32 protein-coding genes are annotated in these 25,639 nt (G+C 47.5%); 19 read left to right on the plus strand and 13 right to left on the minus strand.

The annotated features are described in order from the left end of the window. Positions 1-22 precede the first annotated feature (22 nt). The 5 genes from prfA to tadA form a co-directional block, all read right to left on the minus strand. Positions 23-1,102 (minus strand): peptide chain release factor 1, encoded by a 1,080-nt coding sequence (gene prfA / locus C8R34_RS10175; protein ID WP_110340356.1) that lies wholly within the window; start codon positions 1,100-1,102, stop codon positions 23-25. Continuing rightward, complete coding sequence (gene hemA / locus C8R34_RS10180) at positions 1,099-2,352, minus strand: glutamyl-tRNA reductase (protein ID WP_110340358.1); 1,254 nt, start codon at positions 2,350-2,352, stop codon at positions 1,099-1,101. Before hemA ends, prfA begins: the two co-directional genes overlap by 4 nt. 144 nt (positions 2,353-2,496) lie before the next feature. Next, a complete protein-coding gene (locus tag C8R34_RS10185) occupies positions 2,497-2,946 on the minus strand; it encodes a CreA family protein (protein WP_375342122.1) in 450 nt (149 codons plus the stop codon). 128 nt (positions 2,947-3,074) lie between these two features. Then, a complete protein-coding gene (locus C8R34_RS10190; protein ID WP_110340416.1) occupies positions 3,075-3,554 on the minus strand; it encodes a L,D-transpeptidase in 480 nt (159 codons plus the stop codon). Positions 3,555-3,561: 7 nt separating this feature from the next. Further along, entirely contained in the window at positions 3,562-4,035 is a 474-nt protein-coding gene (gene tadA / locus C8R34_RS10195) for a tRNA adenosine(34) deaminase TadA (protein ID WP_375342121.1), read from the minus strand. A 171-nt stretch (positions 4,036-4,206) separates the two neighbouring features. On the opposite strand from tadA, the gene prmB reads away from it, so the two are divergent. Beyond that, positions 4,207-5,106, plus strand: a complete 900-nt coding sequence (gene prmB, locus C8R34_RS10200; RefSeq protein WP_110340362.1) for a 50S ribosomal protein L3 N(5)-glutamine methyltransferase — start codon at positions 4,207-4,209, stop codon at positions 5,104-5,106. A 6-nt stretch (positions 5,107-5,112) separates the two neighbouring features. Here prmB and C8R34_RS10205 read toward each other — a convergent pair whose 3' ends face one another. Together C8R34_RS10205 and C8R34_RS10210 are read right to left on the minus strand one after the other, a co-directional pair. Next, complete coding sequence (locus tag C8R34_RS10205) at positions 5,113-5,499, minus strand: DoxX family protein (RefSeq protein ID WP_110340364.1); 387 nt, start codon at positions 5,497-5,499, stop codon at positions 5,113-5,115. 40 nt (positions 5,500-5,539) lie between these two features. After that, positions 5,540-6,406, minus strand: a complete 867-nt coding sequence (locus C8R34_RS10210; protein ID WP_110340366.1) for a pirin family protein — start codon at positions 6,404-6,406, stop codon at positions 5,540-5,542. Positions 6,407-6,533: 127 nt separating this feature from the next. Between C8R34_RS10210 and C8R34_RS10215 the strand changes: the two genes are divergently transcribed. The 13 genes from C8R34_RS10215 to C8R34_RS10275 all read left to right on the plus strand — a co-directional run bounded on the left by C8R34_RS10215 (position 6,534) and on the right by C8R34_RS10275 (position 15,951). Continuing rightward, the gene (locus C8R34_RS10215; RefSeq protein WP_110340368.1) at positions 6,534-7,466 is read left to right on the plus strand and encodes a LysR family transcriptional regulator; all 933 of its coding nucleotides are present in this window, start codon (positions 6,534-6,536) and stop codon (positions 7,464-7,466) included. Positions 7,467-7,874: 408 nt separating this feature from the next. Further along, entirely contained in the window at positions 7,875-9,005 is a 1,131-nt protein-coding gene (locus C8R34_RS10220; protein WP_110340370.1) for a calcium-binding protein, read from the plus strand. 263 nt (positions 9,006-9,268) lie between these two features. Beyond that, positions 9,269-9,472 carry a sulfur carrier protein ThiS gene (gene thiS / locus C8R34_RS10225; RefSeq protein ID WP_110340372.1) on the plus strand — a complete coding sequence of 68 codons (204 nt, stop codon included), beginning with the start codon at positions 9,269-9,271 and terminating at the stop codon, positions 9,470-9,472. Positions 9,473-9,516: 44 nt separating this feature from the next. Continuing rightward, positions 9,517-10,341, plus strand: coding sequence for a thiazole synthase (locus C8R34_RS10230; protein WP_110340374.1), 825 nt, complete (start codon positions 9,517-9,519; stop codon positions 10,339-10,341). Positions 10,342-10,374: 33 nt separating this feature from the next. Then, positions 10,375-11,040 carry a tRNA (guanosine(46)-N7)-methyltransferase TrmB gene (gene trmB / locus C8R34_RS10235; RefSeq protein WP_110340376.1) on the plus strand — a complete coding sequence of 222 codons (666 nt, stop codon included), beginning with the start codon at positions 10,375-10,377 and terminating at the stop codon, positions 11,038-11,040. A 141-nt stretch (positions 11,041-11,181) separates the two neighbouring features. Then, the gene (locus C8R34_RS10240; protein WP_110340378.1) at positions 11,182-12,438 is read left to right on the plus strand and encodes an RNA polymerase sigma factor; all 1,257 of its coding nucleotides are present in this window, start codon (positions 11,182-11,184) and stop codon (positions 12,436-12,438) included. Between the two features lie 68 nt (positions 12,439-12,506). Continuing rightward, positions 12,507-12,881, plus strand: coding sequence for a YciI family protein (locus C8R34_RS10245; RefSeq protein ID WP_110340380.1), 375 nt, complete (start codon positions 12,507-12,509; stop codon positions 12,879-12,881). 44 nt (positions 12,882-12,925) lie between these two features. Then, a complete protein-coding gene (locus tag C8R34_RS10250) occupies positions 12,926-13,276 on the plus strand; it encodes a YciI family protein (protein ID WP_110340382.1) in 351 nt (116 codons plus the stop codon). 129 nt (positions 13,277-13,405) lie between these two features. Beyond that, positions 13,406-13,822: a YciI family protein gene (locus tag C8R34_RS10255; protein WP_110340384.1), complete on the plus strand. Its 417-nt coding sequence runs from the start codon at positions 13,406-13,408 to the stop codon at positions 13,820-13,822. Positions 13,823-13,868: 46 nt separating this feature from the next. Continuing rightward, on the plus strand, positions 13,869-14,330 hold the full coding sequence (locus tag C8R34_RS10260; RefSeq protein WP_110340386.1) for a VOC family protein: 462 nt from the start codon (positions 13,869-13,871) through the stop codon (positions 14,328-14,330). 56 nt (positions 14,331-14,386) lie between these two features. Further along, positions 14,387-14,749 (plus strand): DUF1428 domain-containing protein, encoded by a 363-nt coding sequence (locus tag C8R34_RS10265; RefSeq protein ID WP_110340388.1) that lies wholly within the window; start codon positions 14,387-14,389, stop codon positions 14,747-14,749. Positions 14,750-14,809: 60 nt separating this feature from the next. After that, the gene (locus C8R34_RS10270; protein ID WP_110340390.1) at positions 14,810-15,409 is read left to right on the plus strand and encodes a DUF1579 domain-containing protein; all 600 of its coding nucleotides are present in this window, start codon (positions 14,810-14,812) and stop codon (positions 15,407-15,409) included. 71 nt (positions 15,410-15,480) lie between these two features. Next, entirely contained in the window at positions 15,481-15,951 is a 471-nt protein-coding gene (locus C8R34_RS10275) for a VOC family protein (RefSeq protein ID WP_110340392.1), read from the plus strand. Positions 15,952-16,108: 157 nt separating this feature from the next. Here C8R34_RS10275 and C8R34_RS10280 read toward each other — a convergent pair whose 3' ends face one another. Beyond that, positions 16,109-16,747 carry a CHRD domain-containing protein gene (locus tag C8R34_RS10280; RefSeq protein ID WP_110340394.1) on the minus strand — a complete coding sequence of 213 codons (639 nt, stop codon included), beginning with the start codon at positions 16,745-16,747 and terminating at the stop codon, positions 16,109-16,111. Between the two features lie 465 nt (positions 16,748-17,212). Here C8R34_RS10280 and C8R34_RS10285 point away from each other — a divergent pair, with 465 nt between their 5' ends. The 5 genes from C8R34_RS10285 (at position 17,213) to C8R34_RS10305 (ending at position 23,036) form a co-directional block, all read left to right on the plus strand. Beyond that, complete coding sequence (locus C8R34_RS10285) at positions 17,213-17,734, plus strand: DUF3617 domain-containing protein (RefSeq protein WP_110340396.1); 522 nt, start codon at positions 17,213-17,215, stop codon at positions 17,732-17,734. 99 nt (positions 17,735-17,833) lie between these two features. Continuing rightward, the gene (locus C8R34_RS10290; protein WP_258364457.1) at positions 17,834-19,117 is read left to right on the plus strand and encodes an OprO/OprP family phosphate-selective porin; all 1,284 of its coding nucleotides are present in this window, start codon (positions 17,834-17,836) and stop codon (positions 19,115-19,117) included. A 279-nt stretch (positions 19,118-19,396) separates the two neighbouring features. Beyond that, complete coding sequence (locus C8R34_RS10295; protein WP_110340398.1) at positions 19,397-19,846, plus strand: CBS domain-containing protein; 450 nt, start codon at positions 19,397-19,399, stop codon at positions 19,844-19,846. A 303-nt stretch (positions 19,847-20,149) separates the two neighbouring features. Further along, a complete protein-coding gene (gene lon, locus C8R34_RS10300) occupies positions 20,150-22,525 on the plus strand; it encodes an endopeptidase La (RefSeq protein WP_110340400.1) in 2,376 nt (791 codons plus the stop codon). Between the two features lie 154 nt (positions 22,526-22,679). After that, a complete protein-coding gene (locus C8R34_RS10305; protein ID WP_258364458.1) occupies positions 22,680-23,036 on the plus strand; it encodes a hypothetical protein in 357 nt (118 codons plus the stop codon). A gap of 39 nt (positions 23,037-23,075) precedes the next feature. On the opposite strand, the gene C8R34_RS10310 is transcribed toward C8R34_RS10305, so the two are convergent. The 5 genes from C8R34_RS10310 to C8R34_RS16685 form a co-directional block, all read right to left on the minus strand. Then, positions 23,076-23,336: a hypothetical protein gene (locus C8R34_RS10310; protein WP_110340402.1), complete on the minus strand. Its 261-nt coding sequence runs from the start codon at positions 23,334-23,336 to the stop codon at positions 23,076-23,078. A 40-nt stretch (positions 23,337-23,376) separates the two neighbouring features. Further along, positions 23,377-23,922, minus strand: a complete 546-nt coding sequence (locus C8R34_RS10315) for a hypothetical protein (protein ID WP_110340404.1) — start codon at positions 23,920-23,922, stop codon at positions 23,377-23,379. Continuing rightward, positions 23,906-24,415 (minus strand): hypothetical protein, encoded by a 510-nt coding sequence (locus tag C8R34_RS10320; RefSeq protein ID WP_110340406.1) that lies wholly within the window; start codon positions 24,413-24,415, stop codon positions 23,906-23,908. The genes C8R34_RS10315 and C8R34_RS10320 overlap by 17 nt, the downstream gene beginning before the upstream one ends. Further along, positions 24,412-25,326 carry a hypothetical protein gene (locus C8R34_RS10325; protein WP_110340408.1) on the minus strand — a complete coding sequence of 305 codons (915 nt, stop codon included), beginning with the start codon at positions 25,324-25,326 and terminating at the stop codon, positions 24,412-24,414. The genes C8R34_RS10320 and C8R34_RS10325 overlap by 4 nt, the downstream gene beginning before the upstream one ends. Continuing rightward, positions 25,323-25,639: hypothetical protein (locus C8R34_RS16685; RefSeq protein ID WP_207896465.1), on the minus strand; the 317-nt coding region annotated here is incomplete at its 5' end. The genes C8R34_RS10325 and C8R34_RS16685, both read right to left, overlap by 4 nt.

The following is a 25,639-nucleotide window of genomic DNA, read 5'->3' on the forward strand; positions in this document are numbered from 1 at the left end:
CACATCATCAACGTCATGTTAATTATTCTTGTACTGAAGCTGCCAGCAATTCCGCTTGGTGTTCAGCTACCAGCGCCGAGCATAGCTCATCGATGTCACCATCCATGATCTGATCCATTTTATAGAGTGTCAGATTGATGCGATGGTCCGTCACACGCCCTTGAGGAAAATTATACGTGCGGATTCGCTCCGACCGTTCGCCGGTACCGACGAGTGATTTTCTAGTCGCCGCTTGCTCTGCATGGTGTGCGCGCATCTGTTTGTCGTGAATACGTGCCGCCAGTACGCTCAGCGCTTGCGCCTTGTTTTTATGTTGCGAGCGTCCATCCTGACATTCCACCACGATACCGGTCGGTAAATGGGTTACGCGTACCGCCGAATCAGTTTTGTTGATATGTTGACCACCCGCGCCGGAAGCACGAAATGTATCGATACGCAATTCAGAGGGATTCAGTATCACTTCGCTGACTTCATCCGCCTCGGGCATAACAGCCACGGTACACGTTGACGTATGTACCCGCCCTTGCGTTTCAGTGACCGGCACACGTTGAACACGGTGGCCACCCGATTCAAATTTAAGCCGGGAATAAGCGCCTTGGCCTATAATTTTAGCGATGATCTCTTTATAACCGCCAATATCAGACAAACTTTGTGAAATGATTTCTACCTGCCAGCCTCGTCTCTCTGCATAGCGTGAATACATCCGAAACAGATTGCCTGCAAATAAGGCAGATTCATCCCCGCCGGTTCCTGCGCGAATCTCCAGAAAAATATTGCGTTCATCGTTAGGATCTTTCGGGAGTAACTGCTTCTGTATTTCTGATGCAATTCTTATCAGTTTCTCTTTTCCAGACTGTATCTCGGTTTCGGCAAAAGCGCGCATTTCCAGATCAGCATGCATTTCCCGTGCGGTTTGCATATCCTGTTCGCTTTGCTGATAGGCGCGATAGAGTTCAACAATGGGGACAATCTCAGCGTGCTCGCGCGTAAGCTTGCGATAATTATCGAGGTCTGCTGTCGCAGTTTGGCTGCTCAGTAATTGATTTAATTCTTCCAACCGCACACTCAGACGAGTGAGCCGTTCCGTGATATTTTTGTTCATTGTGGGCGATGCAATTGGTACAGTCGATTGATCAGCTCGACTAATTCCTCACGTTCATCCGCCGCTGCGTGATTCAATGCACTCGAAGGTACGTGCAAGAATTTATTGGTCAGACTATTACTCATTGCTTCAATAACTTTTCTCGGGTCTTCACCCTTCTCCAGTAGCTTATGTGCACGGGCTAATTCGTGTCGGCGATAGCGTTCGCCCTGATCACGTAATGCACGGATGGTTGGAACCATTTCCCGCGTTGACATCCAACGCATGAAATCCACCACATTCGAATCAATAATCGTTTCAGCTTGGGCGACTGCATTCTGACGCGAATCCAAACCCTCTTTTACAATGTCAGATAAATCATCAACATAGTAGAGAAACACATCATCCAGTTCCGCCACTTCAGATTCAACATCGCGCGGCACGGCCAAATCGACAATAAACAGCGGGCGATGCTTACGGATCTTGATGGCACGTTCTACCATGCCTTTACCCAGAATTGGTAACGGACTTGCCGTACAAGTCACAATGATGTCGTGTAGTGCCAACTGCTCCGGCAGATCACTCAGTGTAATGGCTTGTGCATCAAAGCGATTGGCCAATGCTTCTGCACGCTCCGTGGTACGGTTCGCCACGGTAATTTTCTTTGGATTACGGGCGGCAAAGTGATTAGCGCATAACTCAATCATCTCCCCTGCTCCGATGAACAGCACACGCTGCTCACCAATATCACCAAAAATCCGCTCAGCCAAACGCGCAGCGGCGGCGGCCATCGATACCGAATTGGCACCGATCTCGGTTGAAGTACGAACTTCCTTGGCCACGTAAAATGTGCGTTGAAACAGTTTGTGTAGCAACAAACCCAACGTACCTGCATGCTCTGCTGATTTCACGGCGCTTTTTAGTTGACCCAGTATTTGCGGCTCGCCCAAGACCATGGAATCCAATCCGCTGGCAACCCGGAATGCATGCTTCACGGCTTTTTCGCGCGGCAGTTTGTATAAATAAGGATCCAACTCACGCGTCGGCAGATGATGAAAATCTGCCAGCCAAATCATGGCGTCTTCGGGCTTATCTGTACAGCAGTACACTTCCGTACGGTTACAGGTGGACACAATCGCAGCTTCTTTGATGGGGTTGCGTCCTACCAAATCATGCAATGCGTGTTCCATTGTATTTTCAGGAAAAGTAATCTGCTCACGCACGTCCAGCGGCGCAGTATTATGGTTGATACCAAAGGCAAATAACTGCATGGAGGATAATATTAGTCAAATTAATCAATTGGTAAAAATGGCCTGTCATTATAGTATTAGCGACTGCTAAATGCCATCAATGAAAATAATTTATTTTCCTATATTTGTACTAGGCTATTAGGCCATTCTATTAACAGACTATTATTAATGCCATGGCGTAATCGGAATAATCGAAATGCTGTTTTTAGGTGATCCTTCAATAATCCTGTCGCTATACGCTAAATATATCAGCACATTTCTCTTGGGATCATAAAATCGCACCACCTGCAATGATTTGAACAACAGTGATGTGCTTTTCTTAAAGACTTCCTCACCATCTTCCTTGCCGTTCTTCACTTTTTCCGGTAGCGAAATGGCACCAATCTGACGACACGCAATGGAAGCATCCGCAGTATCTTCCGCCACACCCACCATTCCTTTAACGCCTCCTGTTTTTGCCCGGCTTAAATAACACGTCGCCCCTGGAATCTCGGGATCGTCAAATGCTTCAACGACAATTTTATCATTCGTTCCCAACATCTTGAATACCGTTGAAACACTACCGATTTCCTCTGCCAGCAGTATGCCTGGCGAAGACAGAATTAGCGCCAACATGAAATTAATCAATCCGTTCCTTTTGTTAATTTTTGCCTGAAACTTCATCGTTGTTCTCCCATTATTCATCACTAAAGTTGCTCATTTTCCATCAATCCGACAATGCTGTGTAATATTTTTACTTATTGTTAGGCATGAATCTCAACCTGGGTTCCGGTTCTAACCAGATCAAACAGTTCCAATAAATCGTCATTTCGCATGCGGATGCATCCGATTGACCCCGGCTTACCCATCTCCGCGCTGTCCGGGCTGCCATGAATATAAATGTAACGGCGCATCGTGTCGACTGAGCCCAATCGATTAAAGCCGCGTTCGCAACCCGACAACCATAAAATGCGCGTCAAAATCCAATCTCTTTTCGGATATTGCTGACCTAATTCCGAACTATAAATTTCACCGGTTGGTCGCCGCTTGATAAAAACAGTATTCACTGCCTGCCCCGCGCCAATCTTGGCACGAATGATGTGATTTCCCAACGGCGTACAAAAACTGCCATATTCCTGCCCGGTGCCTTTTTTTGCCGATGAAATCAAATATCGCTTGATGACTTCTCCTTGCTCATTCAATACATCAAGCTGTTGGGTAGCAATGCTAATGGTTATTTTCATCATCATCTTATCCGGTCATTTTGCGTTTTTGCACAAAAAACTGTTTTAATAACGCGCTTGCCTCATCTGCCATGACACCTGCGGTGACTTGCACATGATGGTTAAGCCGCGTTTCTGATGGCAGATCAATGACGCTCCCGCAAGCGCCGGTTTTCGGATCCGTCGCGGCATACACCAGACGTCGGATACGCGCATGAAACATAGCGCCAATGCACATGGCACAAGGCTCCAACGTCACATAGAGCGTACACCCCAGCAAGCGGTAATTAGCCAAACGACTGCCGGCATCGCGCATCGCCATCACCTCGGCATGTGCAGTAGGATCGGCGCTAGTAATCGAACAATTATATCCCCGTCCGACGATAATTCCATTCTGCACAATTACCGCACCTACCGGCACTTCGCCATTGTCTTGCGCCCGACGCGCCAACTCCAACGCGATCCGCATAAAATTGCTATCGTCATCAGCGTTCACTATCAATTGGGTCTCGTTTAAAATAATAAGCTAAAAAGAATCCTTCAAATATCCGGAGATACTTTCATCACCGGATTTTTATGCTACATTGCTGCGAATCGATCATCAGGTATCCTGACAGACCGCCATTTCTTAATCAGTCTTTAATATTAACACTCTATTGCTTTCAATCTTCTAATGACCACTCAAGACTCACCTCAATTGCTCACGATCCGGGATTTCTTACGCTTTGCTGTCAGCCAATTCAATCAAGCCGGCCTGTATTTTGGCCATGGCTCATCGAATGCTTACGATGAAGCTGCGTATCTTATTCTGAAAACCCTCCACTTACCACTGGATCAACTGGAGCCATTCCTGGATGCGCGCTTGATTGATAGCGAATGTGGCCAGATACTGGATGTCATCGAACGCCGCGCCAAGCACAAAATACCTGCAGCTTATCTTACGCATGAGGCTTGGTTGGGAGATTACAGTTTCTATGTGGATGAACGCGTGATCATACCCCGCTCTTTCATTGCCGAGTTGCTACAAACACAACTGGCACCCTGGATCACCGAACCGGATGATATCACTGCGGTGTTGGATCTATGTACCGGATCGGGTTGTCTGGCGATCCTGATGGCACACGCTTTTGAGTATGCACGGCTGGATGCTGTCGATATTTCCGTTCAGGCACTGGCTGTGGCGCGTAAGAATGTACAGGATTACGAACTGGGAGAAAGGATTGACCTGGTCGAATCCGATCTGTTTTCAGCCTTGCAAGGGAAGCGCTACGATCTGATCATCAGCAATCCGCCCTACGTCAATGCCGAATCGATGGAACGATTGCCGCAGGAGTACCAGCATGAACCGCAGAACGCACTGGCCAGCGGCGAAGATGGACTGGATGCCACCCGTCAAATCCTGCAGCAAGCTGCCCGGTATTTAACCGACGATGGCATCCTGGTGGTTGAAATCGGTCATAACCGGGCAGCGTTGGAGCAAGCCTACCCCAAATTACCATTTACCTGGCTGGAAACCAGCGCCGGAGGTGAATTTGTTTTTCTATTGCAGCGTAAGCAGTTGCCGCACAGCTAGTAGCCGTTAGGCTGCCTTCCGAGCACGGAAGCTGTCAACACTACAGCCTCCCGCCCCGTAAACAGCCAACAACAGAAGCCCGCCGGCCATCGCAATATTTTTCATGAACAAGATAGTTTGCATCTGATCTGAAAAATTATTGTGAAAAAGCGCGGCAGCAGCTAACGTAAATAGCGCCAATACGACCGCTGTCAGCTTGGTTTGCCACCCAGCGATGAGCGCCAGACCACCGCCCACCTCCAAAAGTATGACCAGCGGCAATAGCATACCCGGCACCCCTGCTGATTCCATGTAACCTTGGGTGCCTTCATAGCCACCAATCTTTTGCAGTCCGGCGATTAGAAAAATAAGAGCAAGCATGATTCGTGCGACGAGTTGAGTTACTTTTTCCATTGAAATCTCCTTATTAATTGATGTAGTTGTTATTTGTCTTTCAGTGATCACGTTTGACCCAGGCGCGATTGCGCACAAAATCATTGGATTGGTAATCGCGCATCGTCTGATCGATCTGCTCCCGAGTATTCATCACAAACGGGCCATAACGTACGATGGGCTCATCGATCGGCTTACCGCTCGCAACCACCATGCGTGCGCCGTCAGGTCCTGCGATAAAATCGAACACGTTATCTTCCGTATCCGGAATCACCAATGAATGCGTAGGAATGTTTTCTCCATTACCCTGCCCTGTACCCTCAAACACGTAAACAAAACTGCGGCTCCCAACCGGAAATGCATGGTGAAACCGTTTGCCGGGTTTGACGGTTACATCGAGATAAACCACCTCGGTAAGATTATCCACGATAGGCGCTTTTGCATTACCTATGTTGCCGATCAACACTTTCATCGAGTAATCAGGCGTTTCTACCACTGGAAATGCATCAGCAGAAAATTCCTGGTACTCCGGATGATCCATCTTGTAGGCTGCGGGCAAATTGATCCACAATTGAAATCCGCGCATCAAGCCATTATCCTGTTTCGGCATTTCGGAATGAATAATACCACTGGCAGCCTTCATCCATTGCGCAGAACCGGGACCTAAATCGCCGCTGTTGCCCATACTGTCCTGATGTTCCATATGACCGTCGATCATATAAGTAAATGTACTAAAACCCCGATGCGGGTGGGCCGGAAAACCCGCAATATAGTCATCCGGGTTATCGCTGCTGATATGATCCAATAACAAAAAAGGATCATAATTACGCAATGTCGGCGCGCCAATCGTGCGGTACACGGTAACACCGGCGCCTTCCGGTACTGCCATTGCGGGAATTAATCGTGACGAATTAACGAATGCGTTCATCATTTTCTCCTTTCATAAAAATTATTATGTCGTAGTTGCTGGGAGTATTATCATTGTTGCCACAATAAGAATAAACAGCAGTTATGCGAAATAGCTGTTCTCGCATAAGCAACAATGGAGTCGTTCAATGGATCGTTATGAAAATATGAATGCGTTTGTGCGCGTGGTTGAAGTCGGCAGTATCAGTGCCGCGGCGGATCGCATGAATGTGGCAAAATCCGTCGTCAGTCGACGTTTAAAAGAATTGGAAGAACACCTCGGTGTTCAATTATTTCATCGCACCACCCGGCAAATGAATTTGACCGACAGCGGGCGCACCTTTTACCAACAATGTGTACGCATCCTCGACGATATTCTCGAAGCCGAACATGCCACCTCACAATTTCATGGCGCCTTGAAAGGCAGCCTGAAAGTAGCTGTGCCGCTCAGCTTTGGCTTGATGCATCTGGGTCCTGCCATCCATGAATTTTTGCAAATTCATCCAGACATTGAATTCGATCTGGATTTTAATGACCGCCAAGTCGATCTGCTGTCAGAAGGATTTGATCTGGCCATTCGGATCGCCAATCTGTCGGATTCCAGCCTCATTGCCCGCCGTCTTGCCCCCATCCAAGCCGTCATGTGCGCCAGCCCGGCTTACCTCGAACGCATGGGCACGCCACAATCGCCGCAGGAACTCAGCAACCATCGCTGCTTGGCTTATAACTTGGTCAGCAATTTTGAAAACTGGGATTTGTACGATGCCAAGGAGCAATTGGTCAGAACGAAAATCGTTCCCTATTTGAAAGCCAGCGACGGCCAATTCCTCCGCGATGCCGCCGTGGCGGGATCGGGCATCGTACTGTTGCCGGTATTTATCGTGTACCAGGAAATTGAAAGTGGCACATTGCAACCGCTATTGACGGAATTTCACGCTGCACCACTGACAGCCTATGCCATCTACCCGCAGACACGTCATCTTTCACAACGCGTCAGGGCATTTGTCGATTTTCTGGTGAAGCGGTTTGAAGGGTTGCCTTATTGGGATTTGTGTCTAAAGAATGCAAAAAATACTTCATAAAGTTTCGGCAGAATCACGCTATAAGATAAAAGTAATTAACTACACTAAAAAGGCATTGACTTTGTCAGGTCGCGATCTGAATTCTTTTCTATGCGTTTCGCGGCCTATTCAAATATGCTGTGATGTATCCGTTTCGCCTAGAATAGAAAGTTCTACTGCATTTACCCCTTAATATTTAGGGAAATTACCTTACAACCTCCGACATTCTTACGCTGTCTTCATTTTGTGCAAGCTATTGTTTCAGGATACTTACCACTCGTCTCTACATAAAACTAAAATGATTGTGGGAAAAATCACATCATCCTTTGCATAAAGACCGCAATCTATAAATGTAATTCATTGTAGCTAGTATCAATGGATAAATTTTATCGATCTCTAAATAATGGAAACTAGTTAAGGAGAGGCAAAATGGCAAAGATAAGTGGAACCAATTCAAACGATAATGACACATGGCAATGGACCTATTTTTCTGTACTGAATATGTATTTAAATGTTTTTTATAACTCATTACAAGGTACTGACTCATCAGATGACATGAGCGGTCTGAGTGGGAATGATATTCTTTATGGGTATGGTGGAGCTGATAGTCTCGATGGTGGCGCTGGTACTGACGCACTCTATGGAGGAACAGGAGACGATAATTATTACAACGCTGAACCTACGGAAGTTTTTGAGTCTGCAAATGCAGGGATTGACACTATGTGGGTAGATAACGGTTATGCAGTTAATTTATTAACTCTGAATCCAAATGTTGAAAATATAACATTAACTGTTTCTGAATTATGGTTTGACACTCAAGTTGTGGGAAATGAGTTAAATAATGTAATGAGAGGGGCAAACGGTAAAGATACTTTTGATGGATCCCTTGGTGCGGATACTCTAGTGGGAAATGATGGAAATGATACGCTATGGGGTGCTCATTGGTCACTTACTGCTGATGGCAGTGATTCGATTTATGGCGGTAATGGTGATGATGTTGGCGGTGGCTCTTATGGTGATGACTATATTAATGGCGGCAATGATAATGATACGCTTTATGGGGATAATGGTAATGATCGGTTATCAGGAGAAAGCGGCAATGACTATCTAAGGGGAGGATGGGCTTGGGGAGCTGATAATAATGGAAATGATATCTTGGATGGCGGTTCAGGCAATGATACTCTCATCGGAGATAGCGGCAATGATACTATACTAGGCCAGGATGGAAATGACAACTTGAATGGAGGTTTGGGTCAAGATTATCTGGCTGGTGGATTAGGTATGGATATTTTTGATTATGATTTTTCGAACGATAGTCCATCAGGTGGTGCAATTGATACTATTGCAAGCTTTAAATGGAGTGAAGGAGATAAGATTGACTTATCGACTATTGATGCAAATTTATTTTTATCTGGAAATCAATCGTTTGCCACTGGTCAAATGAATTATAACTCTAGCACTGGAATATTTACGGCTGATGTTATTAATGGCGCAGACCTACAGATTAAAATGATAGGTTTAGAAGCAGGGTTCGCTCCTTCTTTGGATGTGATTGCCTAATATGTATTAAAATAAACGGGCAAACGACGATACCCACCTTTGTCATTCCGAACGTAGTGAGGAATCTTTGACAATTCACCGTATAGATTTCTCGCTATGCTCGAAATGACAGTTATTCAAAGGATTCTTAGGTAGAGCTGGATCAATTCGAAGTGATATTCATAAATTTCTCAAATTACCCATCCCCCTACATGATAAAATTCACGCTAATTTTTGATCTTTCATCAGGCTAACCTGAAATATCAACCCCAGCTTTATCACCCATGATACAACTCACCATTAATGGACAACCACAGCAATTTGAAGCGCCGATTAACGTCTCGCAGTTGATCGACCATCTTGCATTGCATGGCAAACGCATTGCCATCGAACGTAACGGCGAAATTGTTCCACGCAGCCAATTCTCGGAACAAATTCTGGTTCATGGAGACCAACTGGAAGTCGTGGTAGCCGTCGGTGGCGGTTAAATCCCATTATTTTGCGCATACACTCTCATACAAAAAAGAATTTCATGGATAACTTAGTCATCGCCGGTAAAACCTACGCATCGCGTTTATTGGTCGGCACAGGCAAATACAAGGATTTCAACGAAACCCGCGCAGCGGTTGAAGCCAGCGGTTCCGAAATCATTACCGTCGCGATTCGGCGCACCAATATCGGGCAGAATGCTGATGAACCAAATCTATTGGATGCTTTGCCGCCTTCGCAATACACCTTGTTACCCAATACAGCCGGTTGCTATACCGTAGAAGATGCGGTGCGCACCTTGCGTCTGGCGCGTGAATTGCTGGATGGCCACAGCTTGGTCAAACTGGAAGTGCTGGGCGATCCCAAAACGCTTTACCCGAACATGGTGGAAACCCTTAAAGCCGCGGAGATCCTGATCAAGGAAGATTTTCAGGTGATGGTGTACACCTCGGACGATCCGATCATTGCCAAACAATTGGAAGACATGGGTTGCGTTGCCGTCATGCCGTTGGCTTCATTAATTGGTTCCGGCATGGGTATTTTGAATCCGTGGAATCTGCAGATCATCATCGACAATGCCAAAATCCCCGTGCTGGTTGATGCCGGCGTCGGTACGGCATCGGATGCCACCATTGCGATGGAATTGGGTTGCGACGGCGTATTGATGAATACTGCCATTGCCGCGGCAAAAAATCCGGTATTGATGGCATCGGCCATGCGCAAAGCGGTAGAAGCCGGACGCGAAGCCTACCTGGCCGGACGCATGGCGAAAAAACTCTACAGCGCCAGCCCCAGCTCTCCAGTGGATGGCGTAATCGCCCGCTCGGATACGGTCACAACCAAACCGGTAACCAACAAATCCGCCTGATCGTTCCATTCGTCACTGCCATCTTATTTACCCATGCAACACACCATACGCAGTTTCGTTCTTCGTCAGGGACGCCTATCCAATGCGCAGCGTCGCGCCTGCGAAACATTGCTGCCGCAATATGGCATTCCATTCAGCCAGAACCTGTTGGATCTTAATCAGGTTTTTGGCCGAGAAGCCCCTAAAATCCTGGAAATCGGCTTTGGCATGGGCGATAGCACCGCCACCATCGCCCAAGCGCACCCTGACAATGACTATCTGGCGATTGAAGTCCATACGCCAGGAGTCGGCAGTTTACTCAATCAGATCGAAAAACTTGCATTGACCAACCTGCGCATCATTCAACATGATGCCGTCGAAGTACTTCAATACATGCTGCCTGCTGAATCTTTGAGCGGCATCCACATCTTTTTCCCCGATCCCTGGCCTAAAGCCAAGCACCACAAACGCCGCCTGATTCAACCTGCGCTGGTTGCCCGCTTGTGTGAACATTTGAAACCGGGCGGTTATATTCATGTGGCCACCGACTGGGAAGAGTACGCGATACAAATCCTGCAAGTTCTGAGTCACGAACCCCAATTATCCAATACTGCATTGGAATATGCGCCACGTCCCGAACACCGGCCTTTAACCAAGTTTGAGCAAAGAGGATTGAAGCTTGGGCACGATGTATGGGATTTACTCTTTTCAAGAATTTAACAGACCTGTTAAATTCAATCTCCAATCTCTCAAGACCCATCAGAATGGGTTCCATTAAAACTTTCCTGTGATACATTGAAGCGCTGGGCTTAACTCTAAAAGCCTCAGTTGGTTTCATGATCACACGGACAGGTAATCAAGTTGGACGACAAATCTCGGCAAGACTTTGCCGCAATCCTGGAGCAGCTGTATCGCAATGAATTCAGGCGTGTGCTGGCAACACTCATACGTTTGCTGGGCGATTTCGATCAGGCTGAGGAAGCCTTGCATGACGCATTCAAGGCTGCGTTGGAGCAGTGGCCGCAACAAGGCATACCCGGCAATCCCCGCGCATGGTTAGTGTCGGTCGGGCGTTTCAAGGCTATCGATAAAATCCGGCGTGATGCCCGCTTTGATGCGCTTGGCGAAATTCCGGAAGATTACGAAGCTTTGATCGCAAACCCGGATGAAGCAAGTGATGAAAACATGCCAGACGATCAATTGCGGTTGATTTTTACATGCTGCCACCCGAGTTTGTCGCCGAAAGCGCAAATTGCCTTGACCTTACGTGAAATTTGCGGCCTGACTACCGAAGAAATCGCACGCGCGTTCCTGATAGCGCCCAAAGCGGCAGCGCAGCGTATTGTGCGAGCCAAAGCAAAAATCCGTGAAGCCCGCATACCCTATGAAGTCCCACAACCCGAGCAACTTGCCGAACGCTTAGATGCCGTTTTGCAAGTCATTTATCTGGTTTTCAATGAAGGGTATTCAGCCTCGTCCGGCACGGAGTTAACGCGGCACGATCTCTCCGCCGAAGCGATCCGTCTTTGCCGGCTGTTAATGGAATTGCTGCCGACAGGAGCGGAAATCCGCGGATTGCTGGCACTCATGCTGCTGCAAGATTCGCGGCGTGCGGCACGCACCAGCACGCAAGGCGATTTGATCCTGCTCGACGAACAAAATCGCGCGCTGTGGCATCGTGATCAAATCGATGAAGGTGTGACTCTGGTGAAACAAGCGCTGAGCATGTCCGGCTTCGGTGCCTACACGCTGCAAGCGGCGATCGCGGCCGTCCACGCCGAAGCATCCAGCGCCGATGCCACGGATTGGCGAGAAATCGTCGCTTTGTATGATGTCTTGCTGCACATTTATCCGTCGCCGGTGGTCGAACTGAACCGTGCCGTCGCCATAGCGATGCGCGATGGACCTGATGCCGGATTAGCGCAGATCGCAGCACTCATCGCGCAAGGTCAACTCAAGGATTATCATTTGATCTATGCCGCACAGGCGGATTGTTATCGCAGGCTGGGTAAAACCGCACCGGCCATCAAGGCTTATCAGCAAGCATTAAAGCTCGCACAACAAGAACCCGAACGGCGTTTTCTGCAAAAAAGACTGGCTGAATTAAGAAATAAATAAATCCGGTGTCGATTTCAGGCAATCCCAATCGACTAATCAGACTACTCATTCAATTCAAGGAACGCGCCATGAAATATCTTTGCTTGATTTGCGCCGAAAAAGTGATGGAGCAAATGCCTAAAACCGAAGCAGACCAGCAATATGAAGAATACCGGGCGTTTACCGACAGCATTCGTGCAAGCGGGCATTTTGTCGACTGTAACCGGTTGTTGCCACCATCGGCTGCGATTACGATCCGGGTGCGCAAAGGCAAAATTTCCAGCACGGACGGCCCGTTTGCGGAAACCAAAGAGCAGTTTGGCGGCTATTATGTCATTGAAGCACGCGACCTGAATGAAGCCATCCAGATCGCAGCAAAAATACCCGGCGCATCACGCGGCTGCGTGGAAATCCGGCCGGTTGCCAATGATCCGCAAACCCTGGATGTGCTGGGCCTGGGTTGATATTACCCGCGCTCCAAAAATTATCTTATCAATCGGAGTCATCGATGAAATACCTATGTTTGGTTTATTGTGAAGAAAGCATGCTGGACGCTCTGCCGGATAGCGATTGTCTCACCTATGACGAAAGAATCCGCCAATCCGGACATTGTCTGGCTTCTGAAGCGCTGCAGCCGATACATACCGCTACGACAGTCAGAGTGCGTAATGGTAAAGTCAACATTACCGATGGGCCGTTTGCCGAAACCAAAGAACAATTGGCGGGCTTTTATCTCATTGAAGCCCAACATCTGGACGAAGCCATCCAACTGGCTGCCCAAATTCCACCGGCGCAGGTCGGCAGCATCGAAGTCAGACCGATACGACCGATTCGGGAAACGGCTCAGCAAGACAATTAAAAAATTTTTCTCTGATTGTCGATTTGTCCGTTTCTCGTTCGACTAATACGTGAAATCTTATTGTCATACAAGATATTGATAATAAGATTGGGTTTATTTTCAATCCTCAAAGACTAAGGAAATAGCGATATGCGTTATATGATCATCGTAAAAGCCAATAATGATTCGGAAGCAGGCGTCATGCCCAGCGAACCACTCATTGCGGCGATGGCGCAATTCCATGAAGAACTGGCTGCCGCAGGCGCATTACTGGACGCAAATGGTTTGCAGGCCAGTTCAAAGGGTTGGCGTATCCGCTACAGCGGCGGTAAGCGCACTTTGATCGATGGCCCGTTCACCGAAACCAAGGAGCTGATCGCCGGCTACACGTTGATTCAGGTGGCATCGAAGACTGAAGCGATCGAATGGAGCAAACGCTTCCCCAACCCTATTGGTGAAGGCTGCGATGCAGAAATCGAAGTGCGGCAATTGTTCGAGCTGGATGATTTTGAGCCGGGCGATGCTGTTGAGCGATTTCGTGAATTGGATGCCGGCAAATACGCCTGAGCGACACCGCCTATTGATGTTAAACCGCAAAATAAAGGAGAAATGAATGTCTCAAGTGAAACCGATTCCCGAAGGTATGCATACCGTCACCCCGCATCTAATTTGTGCCGACGCCGCCAAAGCAATTGAGTTTTATAAACAAGCCTTCAACGCAACTGAAATGATGCGGCTTGCAGGTCCTGGCGGCAAACTGATGCATGCCTGTGTACAAATCGGCGATTCGCTGGTCATGCTGGTCGATGAGAATCCGCAATGGGGTTGCGTCGGGCCGCTCGCACTAAAAGGCTCACCCGTAACAATTCATTTGCAAGTTGAAAATGTGGATGCAGTTTTTGCGCAGGCTGTCAAAGCCGGCGCCAAAGCCACCATGCCTATCGAGAATATGTTCTGGGGCGACCGTTACGGCAGAATCGAAGATCCGTTCGGACATCAATGGTCGATTGCAACGCATGTCCGCGATGTTAGTACCGAGGAAACTCAACAAGCAGCAGAAAAAGGATGTGGTTGAACGGTAACTACCAACGTTTGTGAGCAAGAAAACAATAACGAACAGAGGAGTATGTTATGGGAAAATATGTAGATGGGTATGTTCTTCCATTGCCGCAAGATAGCCTGGAAGAATATAAGAAGATGGCCGATTTGGCCGGTTCGGTTTGGAAAGAGCACGGCGCGCTGGAATATATCGAATGCGTGGGCGACGATCTCGATCAGCAGGAATTGATCTCATTCAAAACAGCGGCAGGCACCAAACAAAACGAGACCGTTGTGTTTGCATGGATCGTATTTGAATCGAAAGAACACCGTGATCAGGTCAATAAAGCAGTCATGGCCGATCCGCGTCTGGCATGTATGGCAAATCCCGATGCAATGCTTTTTGATTGCAAGCGAATGGCATACGGTGGTTTTAAGGTAATTGTAAGTCATTAAATAATTTATTCAATTGCGTTACAAGATTATTTAAGAACAGTCTTTGATAAGGAGAGAATCATGCGTTATATGCAGTTTATACCCGTTTTTTCTTGTGCATTACTATTCACCTCCGCTGCCGTTGCAGATGACAAACATGCACATAAACCGATGGATATGCAGGAAATGATGGCAGTTTACGAAAAATTGGCCACGCCTGGAGAGCCTCACAAACTATTGACCGGCCTCGCGGGTAGCTGGACGACCAAAACCAAAGAATGGATGGATCCACAAAAACCACCTGTAGAGTCCACTGGATCTTCTGATGGGAAGGTATTGTTAGACGGACGTTTCTTGCAACAAGAAAACAGTGGCAGTATGCACGGAAAACCTTACACAGGGATTTGGACTATTGGATATGACAATCTTCTCAAGCGATATGTGTCGACATGGATCGCTACGATGGGTACGGGCATTTTTCAGATGGATGGCACAGCCAGCGAAGACGGCAAGACCATCACCTTCACCGGGCAGCATGCGGAAGTGGGCGGAGGACAGATGGCGCATCGCGCTATGTGGAAGGTTGTGGATAATAATACCCAGGAGTTTGTGATGTATGGTACTCATCATGGCAGCAAGGAAATGAAAATGCTGGAAACCACTTATACGAGAAAACAATAAGTTAGGATACTCAGTTGGCCGCATTCCAGCAAATGGGTGCGGCTTGAATATTTTTGGTGAGGTATAACGTCATGCAAAAGATCACCCCTTGTTTATGGTTCGATCACCAAGCCGAGGAAGCGGCCAATTTTTACACGAAAATTTTTAACAATGCCAGCATCAAAAAGATTTCTCGGTATGGAACAGCAGGTTTTGAGTTTCACGGTCAGCCGGAAGGTTCCGTCATGACAGTGGAATTTGAGCTCAATGGGCAAACATTTACCGCGCTCAATGGTGGGCCGACGTTTAAATTCAACGAAGCCATATCGTTTCAGGTATTCTGCAAAACACAAGACGAGGTGGATTATTATTGGAACAGACTTTCCGAAGGCGGTGACGAGCAAGCGCAGCAATGCGGCTGGTTGAAAGATAAATTCGGTGTTTCTTGGCAAATTGTCCCTGAGGTGCTGGGCGAATTACTGAGCAATCCTGATTCCGAGAAATCCCAGAAAACGATGCAGGCCATGCTGCAAATGAAAAAAATCGATATTACTAAGCTATGAAACAGCAATACTTGTCAACGCCACACGTTTAGTTAAAAACAGGTGCCAGCGCAGTCCATATGGTGGACCGTCGCCTTCAAATCTTATTCAAAAATACCCCACTGCAGGCGGTGGGGTATTAACAGGTTGTTGAAAATGGGTACAAAATACACAACATTCAACGTACTGGTGTTGCTGTCGTCAGAACAAAGGTGCCATTAGTGTAATTGAGCACGGCATCATAAACTTGTGCTCCTGCCTCCCCAGGTACGAGAACATTCGAGAGTGTGAGTTCGGAATTCTGGAAAACAGGGCCTGTTGCGCTCGCTCCGTTTGAAATCAACTGTGCCCTGATCTCACCTGCGCCAAAGAGGGTGCTGTGTATGTTGTAATACATCCGGCCCGCGATCAAGTCAGCTTCAATTGCAGTCACTTGATCAGCGGTGAGTGTTATCGAACCTGATACATTGCCTGAGTTTATCAGGGGCAAATCAGGAAGCGAAATAACGATAGCTGCCGAAGTACCCACTTCTGCAGGTCCGTGGATATGATTATTTCCTGCCGCGTGCGTTCGAGGTACGGCGCCATCCACCAGTTTCCAGTTAATATTGTAAGTTAACACCTTGGTACTGTTGTCATAGAATGCTGTTATCCTGCCATATCCGTTCGAATTCGGAGCAGGTGTAGGGACAGGCAAAGTAACCGCCTCTTGACTCGCTGTCAATGGCATTTCGATAAATGAGAAAACCTCGGCCATAGCAACTCCCGAAAAACTTAACCCAGCAATTGCGGTTGCCAATAAAGTAGTTTTTTTCATGCTAAAACCCTCCACAAGTAAATTGATATACCCTGTACTACCGCCTTCAATTTATTCCAGCTTCCGATATGTGCTCATAAAATTCAAACTTAGTATTGCAAGGATAGAATAACTCATCTGTACACAAAGATATCAAGCATTCCATTCCTGGAAGTTATATTACATGATTCTTCTCCTATAGTTATTGTGGAAAAATTGGTGGTGGTTTTAATCATGTAACAGACAATAAATAGCAGAAGATCTCTCATATATCCGCTAAACTTGTGCACATCCAATCGCTCTAATAGGCCGTTGAAAAACATTTTCGAGGTAGCCGATACTCGGTAAAAACAGGCGGGAAAACGCAGCTTATGCGTAATCAGTGAGCATTCTGAGTCTGTTTTTAACACCATAGTGGCACCGTAGATAATTTTTTCAATCGCCCGTTAATGCGGATTACTTCATTGTTCAATGGCAGAAAACTCAATGCGTACACTTTTTATTTCAATTATATTCAGCCTGGTGCTAATCACTCCCAGCTTGGCACATCAGCACATCCGCCCCGGGTTATGGGAAATCACGACCAAATCAGATTTGCTGGCGTTAGTGCCGCATATTCCCGCTGAGCAAATGCAGCAATTGAATAACTTCGCCAATCGCTATGGCCTCAAATTGCCAAAAATCGACAATGGCGCAGCCACTTCACATTTATGCATCACGCCGGAAATGGCGCAGCAGGAAATCCCTACTTATTTTTATGAAAATCGCTCCGGCTGTACCGTGCAAAATGCCACGCGTACCGGCAACAGCTACAAAATGGATTTGGTATGTTCAAACCAGCATTTCCAGGGTACCGGATCCGCACACGGTACATTTACCAATCCTGAGAATTTCTCGGGAAGCACTGAATTCGATAGTACCGTCAGCGGTAATCCGATCTTTGCTACGGCTGAAACTGTTGGCCGTTGGGTCGGTGAACGCTGTGTCGCGGTCAATCCACTGCAGTAGCGCCAGCGCCATGCACTCGTCTCAAGCAGCTATATAATTTGACACGTTTTATTCGTCAGGTGATAGCACGTGTCAGCGAACAAATAAAACATGGAAAGCATGATAAAACTTTGTGGTGCCGTGATGCTGATCAACCTAAGCATTGCGTCATGCCACGCCTTCAATATCACCTATAAAGGTGGCCCCAGAATCAAGAGTGATGATGGTAATTTTGAGATAGGACTCAACGGCCGCGGACATTTCGATGGCCACGTATTGTACTCGGATCATGCCAATCCCGATTATCCGGCATTCGGTAGTCAACTTATCAAAGGCAATGATCGCGATGGATCCAATTGGCGCAGAACCTACGCCACAATAACCGGAAGATTTCATAGCATCAATTTTAAGTTTGAGAACGACTTTGCTGTGAATGCGGCCAGCCCATTCCCTCACAGCCTGCGCGAAGCCTGGGTATCCACCCAGCTAGGGCCCGGTCAGCTGACACTCGGGCAATTCAAGCCCTATCGCGGCCTGGAAGAAATAACCAGTTCCAATGAAATTACCCTGATGGAACGCCCATCGACTTCATCGACCGGAATCTACAGCGGACGGCAATTCTTAACCGGCATCGGTTATCGATCCATGCTCAGAGACAATCTTGGCATGGGCATTCATGTGATGAGCCTGTCGCACTTCGGCTTGCCGCTTGAAGGCATCACATATGGCGGGCGCGCTGTTTGGTTGCCTTTAGATAAAGATGGTAACAGGCTGCATCTTGGATTTTCTATCAGCAGAGATACTTCCAATAAAGATTCACTGCCCGCCAGGATCGTCGATGTCTATGGTGGACGGCTGGGCGTCACGCAATCCTTGGGAGTCGCAGGAGCAGGCTTCGGCGCACCGCATAGCAATAGTCAGTCGACTTTCTCTGCAGAGGCCGCTTACGCTATCGGACCGCTCACATTGCAAGGGGAATATGCACTATCGCGGTTGGATAACACACACCAAGTCAATGGCAACTTAAGAAATTCCATCATTCATGCTTATTATGCACAGGCAAGCTGGTTTGTGACGGGAGAACATGCGATTTATAGAAAGGATCGCGGCGCTTTCGGCAAACCTCAGCCGAGTGGCAAATGGGGAGCGTTGGAACTTGTCGGGCGCTATGATCTTGCCGAAAATATCGATCAAAGTCTCATTGCCAATCCCTGTGGAACGGGTACTTCAAAATGCCAGGTTCAGGTCATCACATTCGGTGTTAACTGGTACCCTTATCAGGGTATCCGTTTTATGCTGAACTATTATCTGTCGGAAGCCATGATGGGCCATACCGGTTCTGGCACGCCAGAACGGAACGATAATTTGTCAGCAATTTCCGTACGCACACAAATAAGCTTCTGATTAATAAAATACCACAGATCTATCTTGAGCATTTCAAAAGCCAGATCGTGGCAGCAATTTCTCGTATAACTAAAAATTTATTCCAAAGCGGCGCAGCATAAGGCATAAGAATTCGCCAAGCGTGCTTGACAAAATTGTTAAAGCGCGCAAGATTCGATAGGAGTTAAGAATTTTCATTTCATTATCATCTGACTGGAAAATCTGTTATGTGCAAATTGGTCATACGAGACCATGAATTATGAATTCAGCTATTTTTGTACAAAAATAAAGGAGAAGACTATGACCGTCGGTGAAATTTGCAATCGTGAAGTAATCGTGATTCAGCGGGATGCGACCATTGTGGAAGCAGCTCGATTGATGCGTCAGTATCATGTGGGCGCTGTCATCGTTGTCGACAAACATAGTGATCGCCAAATACCGGTAGGCATTGTGACTGACCGCGACCTTGTGGTGGAGGTTTTGGCGACGGAATTGGATGAAACCGTCATCACCGTCGGGGACATCATGACGCCGGAAGTATTCACAGTAAAAGAAAGCGCCTCAACGCATGATGCGATTGAGTTGATGCGCCGCAAGACCAGTCGGCGCTTACCAGTTGTGAATGAAACCGGTGAACTGGTCGGCATACTGACTTTGGATGATGCATTGCAAATAGTATCCGAAGAATTACTTGATCTTGCCAAATTGGTCAGGTACGAGCAAAAAAAAGAAGTACGGCATCGCCCATAATAGCGAGGGATTTCAGGCAAGCGGAAAATTATACTCAACCTGGAAACTTCAGTGAGATGAGGTTCCCAAGAAGTCTCTGAATAACTGTCATTTCGAGCATAGCGAAAATCTATGCGGTTGGTTTGCAAATATTCCCAAACCATATTCGGAATGACAAAAATGAGTTATTTAGACATTTCCGAGGTTTATTGCGCAGTTGTATTGAATAATAGCGAAGGGTTTTACTTGAATTTCTAGCGAAGCACTCAAATATTCCATAAGAATATTAAAACCAGCCTTTAAATTCCTGGAGGAAGAGTTGCTATGGAACTGTCTACCACCACCAAATTCGAGTTGCCTGCTGATGTCGTCGCATTGGTACCCATGCGTAACGTTGTGCTGTTTCCCCATGTACTAATGCCCATCACGGTTGGTCGAGTCAAATCAATCGCTGCCATTGAACACGCACTGCGATCCCAAGCACCCATCGGCATCGTTTTACAGAAAGATTCCACCATCGATAATCCGGGATTTGACACATTGTGCAGCATCGGTACGATCGCCAATGTCGTGCGCCACGTTGCATCGGAAGATGGCACGCATCATGCCGTATGCCAAGGGATGGAACGTTTTCAAATTGAAGAGATTATCGAAGGCTATCCATTCATTGCCGCGCGAATAAAACGCATCCAGGAATCGACGCATATCGCAACGCAAACAGAAGCACTCACATTGCAATTACGCGAACGCGCGATCGAAATCCTGTCGCTATTGCCGGGCGTACCGGCAGAACTCGCACACGCATTGCAAGCGACGCGCACACCATCACACTTGGCCGACATCACTGCCAGCTTGCTCGATACCGAAATCAGCGAAAAACAAATGCTGCTCGAGACGATCAATATCGAAGAGCGGTTGCAGAAGGTGCTACAGATTCTGACTCGCCGCATTGAAGTGCTAAGGCTATCGCAGGAAATCGGTGAGCGCACCAAAGAACAGATGGAAGATCGCGAACGTAAGTATTTATTACGTGAACAGCTAAAAGCGATCCAAAAAGAATTGGGTGAAGACGGTGAAGATGATCAGGAAATTGCGCAATTGGACCAAGCGATTACCGATGCCGGCATGCCCAGCGACATCGAAGCGCAAGCGCGTAAGGAATTACATCGGTTGCAGCGCATGTCGAGCGCATCCAGTGAGTATTCGATGCTACATACTTATCTGGAATGGATGACCGAATTGCCATGGCGCTTGCCTGAAGAAGCACCGATCGACCTGAATGCTGCGCGCCAAATCCTGGAAGCCGATCATTTTGGGCTGGAACGCATCAAACAGCGCATTATCGAGTTTCTCGCTGTGCAAAAACTGAAGCCCCAGGGCCGCGCGCCTATTTTGTGTTTTGTCGGCCCGCCGGGCGTAGGCAAGACCTCATTGGGCCAAAGCATCGCGCGCGCCTTGCAGCGGCCGTTCGTGCGTGTGTCATTAGGCGGCGTACATGATGAAGCTGAAATGCGCGGCCATCGCCGCACCTATGTCGGCGCCATGCCGGGCAATATCGTGCAAAGTTTACGCAAGGCCGGTGCGCGCAACTGCGTCATGATGCTCGATGAAATCGATAAAATGACTGCCAGCATACAGGGCGATCCGTCTGCTGCGCTGCTGGAAATTCTCGATCCGGAGCAGAATTCGACTTTTCGCGATAATTATCTGGGCGTACCGTTTGACTTAAGCCGGGTGATTTTCATTGCCACCGCGAATGTCATCGACAATGTGCCGCCACCAGTACGCGATCGCATGGAAATTATTGATTTGCCCGGCTATACGCAAGAGGAAAAACTGCAAATTGCGCTGCGGTATTTGGTACAGCGCCAGAGCGAAGCGAACGGCTTGCGCGAGGACCAGTGCACACTGACACCCACAACACTGGGTAGTATTATTGCGGATTACACCCGGGAAGCCGGTGTTCGTCAGCTCGAGCGGGAAATCGGCCGGGTGATGCGACATGCAGCCTTGCGCATTGCGGAAGGCGAACAGCAGCAAGTACACATTGATGAAACGGCACTGGACGCCATTTTGGGTGCGAAAAAATTCGAGCATGAGCTGGCGCTGCATACGGATTTACCCGGGGTCGCTACGGGTCTGGCCTGGACACCGGTGGGTGGCGACATTCTGTTTATTGAAGCCACACGGGTCAACGGTTCCGGGCGGCTGATTCTGACCGGACAACTGGGCGATGTCATGAAAGAAAGCGCGCAAGCAGCGCTTACCTTGATCAAGGCACGCGCCAGCGATCTCAATATTCCGATATCGTTGTTTGATGGCATTGATGTGCACCTACATGTGCCGGCAGGTGCCATTCCCAAAGACGGGCCGAGCGCAGGTGTCGCGATGTTCATCGCGCTTGCCTCATTGTTTAGCAATCGACCGGTGCGCCACGATGTTGCAATGACCGGCGAAATTAGTCTGCGCGGATTGGTACTGCCGGTAGGCGGCATCAAAGAAAAGATATTGGCGGCACAGCGCGCCGGCCTGCAAACAGTTTTGCTACCTGCGCGCAACCAAAAGGATCTGCGTGACGTACCCGAAGCAACGCGCACGGCCATGCAGTTTATTTTGTTGGAAACCGCAGATGATGCCATTCAAGCTGCATTAAACAAAACCGGAACACATGCTTCAGTTCCGGCGTTTAAGTTGGTGTAAGTATCGCAAAATGAAGCGGCAATTTGCCACATTGTCGTTTCATTTTTTTTGGGTTACATTATTGATTGAAAGCAAGTCGATGCGCTTTTGTTATATTCTTGTCATATAGTCTTGCTATCCTGGAATTATCACCTTACGTAAGGAGTGAATTCAAATGAGACAATCTGAAACTCTAGCCAGCTCTAATGTCAGCAATCACTTAAGCAAGCAAAAAAACAACTCTCTATTTTATGAATCCGGCCAGCTCAGACGTGCAAAAATGCATGCAGCACGTCTCATTGAGGCAATGGATGACAAGAAAATGTTAACCCCTTCCCTGCACCGTCTACTGGAAGCATGCCTTATTCTGGAAACCACCAATACAAAAATTCTTGCTCCTTACTTACAACAATCACCGGCCATTATTCGCAATCAATTTCAAAAGATTTGTACCATTCTAGGACCTATCGAAGCGCTTCAAACGGCATCTGATATAAAAATCACGAAAGCATTTGCTTTGTCGGAGGAGTGATTTATTCGCAGTTAATAAACTCATTGTATTTCCTCTTAGTTATTCGTTAAAAACCGGCAATAGGGCTGCGTGTTGTGCCGCAGTTTGTAATTGCTGTGTAGGAATAATCTCGTTCTTCCACAATTTTTCTTCGCCATTCTCATCCAGATAATGGAGTTTGTAGCGGGCGAGAACATAACTCGACACCATACCCGTAAGCCGCATCATTAAGGGTACTTTTTGACCTGGTCTTGCTATAAATTCAGATTGGAGAAAATCAAATCTGACTTGGTCAGTCACTTCACAACAATTTGGATGCATTGCATAAAAATCCTTGATGGATTGCGCGCGTGTTACATCTCTAGGAATAAAATATTGAGGTATTTTGCTCCCCCCAGGTGCTACTAAGGGTTCCACCCACACCGGGCGCATTGAAAAGATAGCCTTGCGTTGCTTGCGGAAAACTGGATTTGATCGCCGCCGCCAGATAGCCACCCAGGCTGTGACCGGTGACAACAAAGTTCTGATTTTGAAGCACAGCGGGGTCTTGCATCCAGACATTTTCAATCTGTGACTTCAACGCAAGGAATTGCGGATTGAAGTTGGATGGCCAACCAAGTGCTAATAGCGTGCTGGAAACCACGTCATTGGCGGATAGCTCCGTGCCGCGTATCGCCAGGTATTTGGCGCCATCCTCTCTGGACTCGAAGACCGTGGCTGAAAGACCGGTGCCATTGCCGTATTGGGCAGCAACTTGCCAGTTTTCAACGAATGCGGCTGCTTGGGAAGTGGACATTTCAACGTCGTCGCCAGTCAAAAGAGAGGGCAGAATCGCACCCTCAGAAAAAGTACCATAAGCAGCTTGCGCTAGTTCAGCTTGAGTTAAGTAATCATTTATTCTGCTCATTTTCCTTTTCCTCTACAGATTTAATAAAAATATGATTCATTAGAACTCCTTCATTTGCCTCTAGAACACCAGGACAGTGATACGATGAAGGCATCCATGGTCCCGGCAAGTCACCACCTGCTCTGTGATACTTCACCACTTCTCCCATCAATTTCATATCCGATTTTCGGATAATCTTGACATGGTCTCGTCGCATAGCGGTTTCCTGAGCACCCTGAGAAACAGGATGTCCTTTTTTGTAATAGTGAATATCCCATTGGTAGATATATTCCGGTCCCAACGCATTTTCACCTTGTGTGGGTCGATAAAAATTGATTTGCCCATATTTCTTATCAAACTTATCCGGTGGCAAAGGTACTGTTTCATACACTCTGACACCCCCATCGATGGCGCACAACCGATCCACTTCAGCATCCAGTTGTCCCTTGCTCGGCCCGCTTGCACAGGCAGTAATCAGTGGCAGTATCAGTAGAAAGAGAAAGAAAGTTTTCATGCGGCAAGTCTCCATTCATTTTTCATTTTCGCTCTGGTGTCAGTTTTAGCGTCCGATGGCCCTAATGCAATGAAGCGCAACGCATCCAGCGCGGATTCCAGGGTTTTGTTGATGGGCGCACTCGTAGAATCATTGAGTGAGCCGAGAGCATCAAGTATGGAGTTCAATTGAGTTTCCGATATCGATGGCACCAATTTCGCATAAACCGCCTGCACCGCCAATGCATCGACCAGTGTGCTGATGCCATGACTATTCGTTGCTTCGGTTTGTATACTGGTGGCGGTTCCGAGTTGATAGCCTAAACCTGCAACAAATGAAATGCCTTCTGAGCTGCGCACATTCCAGAGGTTGTCGGTCGAAATATTCCCCAATCCCAGCACACTGGCCAGGGAATCAGCTACATTGCCCAAAATACCACCCACACCGGGCGCATTGAAAAGATAGCCTTGCGTTGCTTGCGGAAAACTGGATTTGATCGCCGCAGCAAGGTGGCCACCCAGGCTGTGACCGGTGACAACAAAGTTCTGATTTTGAAGTACAGCGGGGTCTTGCATCCAGACATTTTCAATCTGTGACTTCAACGCAAGGAATTGCGGATTGAAGTTGGATGGCCAACCAAGTGCTAATAGCGTGCTGGAAACCACGTCATTGGCGGATAACTCCGTGCCGCGTATCGCCAGGTATTTGGCGCCATCCTCTCTGGACTCGAAGACCGTGGCTGAAAAACCGGTGATGGAATAAGGGGATTGGGCAACGACTTGCCATTTAGAAATGAACTCGTTGGCTTGGTTCGATGACATACCAACGACATCATTGGTTAATTCCGTGGCCGTCATGACATTACTAGGAAACGTACCATAAGCCGCCTGTGCCAATTCTGATTGAGCGAAGTAATCGTTAATATTGCTCATTTTTCAACCTCTTCAATAAATTTAACAAAAATTTTGTTCATTAATACAATTTCATGAATCTCAGAACTCGGACATCGATGCGATGAAGGCACCCAGGGTCCAGGTAAGTCTCCACCTGCTCGTCGGTATAAAATAAACTCGCCTAATAATTTCATGTCGGATTTTCGAATAATCTTGATATGGTCTTTCTTCATTGAAATCTCCTGAGCACCATGCCGTGTCAATCGGCGTGCAAAACTTACCGGGATTTTGGGTAAATCGGCGTTGAAAAGTTTCCACCCAGGATTGTTAAATATCCGACATTTAGTCGGAG

This window comes from Nitrosomonas sp. Nm84, assembly GCF_003201565.1.
Taxonomy (GTDB): Bacteria; Pseudomonadota; Gammaproteobacteria; order Burkholderiales; family Nitrosomonadaceae; genus Nitrosomonas.

What these genes read in the sequence shown, in the direction of transcription:
- prfA (WP_110340356.1), bottom strand. Translation starts at nt 1,102, where the DNA reads ATGAACAAAAATATCACGGAACGGCTCACTCGTCTGAGTGTGCGGTTG.
- hemA (WP_110340358.1), bottom strand. Translation starts at nt 2,352, where the DNA reads ATGCAGTTATTTGCCTTTGGTATCAACCATAATACTGCGCCGCTGGAC.
- C8R34_RS10185 (WP_375342122.1), bottom strand. Translation starts at nt 2,946, where the DNA reads ATGTTGGCGCTAATTCTGTCTTCGCCAGGCATACTGCTGGCAGAGGAA.
- C8R34_RS10190 (WP_110340416.1), bottom strand. Translation starts at nt 3,554, where the DNA reads ATGAAAATAACCATTAGCATTGCTACCCAACAGCTTGATGTATTGAAT.
- prmB (WP_110340362.1), top strand. Translation starts at nt 4,207, where the DNA reads ATGACCACTCAAGACTCACCTCAATTGCTCACGATCCGGGATTTCTTA.
- C8R34_RS10205 (WP_110340364.1), bottom strand. Translation starts at nt 5,499, where the DNA reads ATGGAAAAAGTAACTCAACTCGTCGCACGAATCATGCTTGCTCTTATT.
- C8R34_RS10210 (WP_110340366.1), bottom strand. Translation starts at nt 6,406, where the DNA reads ATGAACGCATTCGTTAATTCGTCACGATTAATTCCCGCAATGGCAGTA.
- C8R34_RS10215 (WP_110340368.1), top strand. Translation starts at nt 6,534, where the DNA reads ATGGATCGTTATGAAAATATGAATGCGTTTGTGCGCGTGGTTGAAGTC.
- C8R34_RS10220 (WP_110340370.1), top strand. Translation starts at nt 7,875, where the DNA reads ATGGCAAAGATAAGTGGAACCAATTCAAACGATAATGACACATGGCAA.
- thiS (WP_110340372.1), top strand. Translation starts at nt 9,269, where the DNA reads ATGATACAACTCACCATTAATGGACAACCACAGCAATTTGAAGCGCCG.
- C8R34_RS10230 (WP_110340374.1), top strand. Translation starts at nt 9,517, where the DNA reads ATGGATAACTTAGTCATCGCCGGTAAAACCTACGCATCGCGTTTATTG.
- trmB (WP_110340376.1), top strand. Translation starts at nt 10,375, where the DNA reads ATGCAACACACCATACGCAGTTTCGTTCTTCGTCAGGGACGCCTATCC.
- C8R34_RS10245 (WP_110340380.1), top strand. Translation starts at nt 12,507, where the DNA reads ATGAAATATCTTTGCTTGATTTGCGCCGAAAAAGTGATGGAGCAAATG.
- C8R34_RS10250 (WP_110340382.1), top strand. Translation starts at nt 12,926, where the DNA reads ATGAAATACCTATGTTTGGTTTATTGTGAAGAAAGCATGCTGGACGCT.
- C8R34_RS10255 (WP_110340384.1), top strand. Translation starts at nt 13,406, where the DNA reads ATGCGTTATATGATCATCGTAAAAGCCAATAATGATTCGGAAGCAGGC.
- C8R34_RS10260 (WP_110340386.1), top strand. Translation starts at nt 13,869, where the DNA reads ATGTCTCAAGTGAAACCGATTCCCGAAGGTATGCATACCGTCACCCCG.
- C8R34_RS10265 (WP_110340388.1), top strand. Translation starts at nt 14,387, where the DNA reads ATGGGAAAATATGTAGATGGGTATGTTCTTCCATTGCCGCAAGATAGC.
- C8R34_RS10270 (WP_110340390.1), top strand. Translation starts at nt 14,810, where the DNA reads ATGCGTTATATGCAGTTTATACCCGTTTTTTCTTGTGCATTACTATTC.
- C8R34_RS10275 (WP_110340392.1), top strand. Translation starts at nt 15,481, where the DNA reads ATGCAAAAGATCACCCCTTGTTTATGGTTCGATCACCAAGCCGAGGAA.
- C8R34_RS10280 (WP_110340394.1), bottom strand. Translation starts at nt 16,747, where the DNA reads ATGAAAAAAACTACTTTATTGGCAACCGCAATTGCTGGGTTAAGTTTT.
- C8R34_RS10285 (WP_110340396.1), top strand. Translation starts at nt 17,213, where the DNA reads ATGCGTACACTTTTTATTTCAATTATATTCAGCCTGGTGCTAATCACT.
- C8R34_RS10290 (WP_258364457.1), top strand. Translation starts at nt 17,834, where the DNA reads ATGATAAAACTTTGTGGTGCCGTGATGCTGATCAACCTAAGCATTGCG.
- C8R34_RS10295 (WP_110340398.1), top strand. Translation starts at nt 19,397, where the DNA reads ATGACCGTCGGTGAAATTTGCAATCGTGAAGTAATCGTGATTCAGCGG.
- lon (WP_110340400.1), top strand. Translation starts at nt 20,150, where the DNA reads ATGGAACTGTCTACCACCACCAAATTCGAGTTGCCTGCTGATGTCGTC.
- C8R34_RS10305 (WP_258364458.1), top strand. Translation starts at nt 22,680, where the DNA reads ATGAGACAATCTGAAACTCTAGCCAGCTCTAATGTCAGCAATCACTTA.
- C8R34_RS10310 (WP_110340402.1), bottom strand. Translation starts at nt 23,336, where the DNA reads ATGCATCCAAATTGTTGTGAAGTGACTGACCAAGTCAGATTTGATTTT.
- C8R34_RS10315 (WP_110340404.1), bottom strand. Translation starts at nt 23,922, where the DNA reads ATGAGCAGAATAAATGATTACTTAACTCAAGCTGAACTAGCGCAAGCT.
- C8R34_RS10320 (WP_110340406.1), bottom strand. Translation starts at nt 24,415, where the DNA reads ATGAAAACTTTCTTTCTCTTTCTACTGATACTGCCACTGATTACTGCC.
- C8R34_RS10325 (WP_110340408.1), bottom strand. Translation starts at nt 25,326, where the DNA reads ATGAGCAATATTAACGATTACTTCGCTCAATCAGAATTGGCACAGGCG.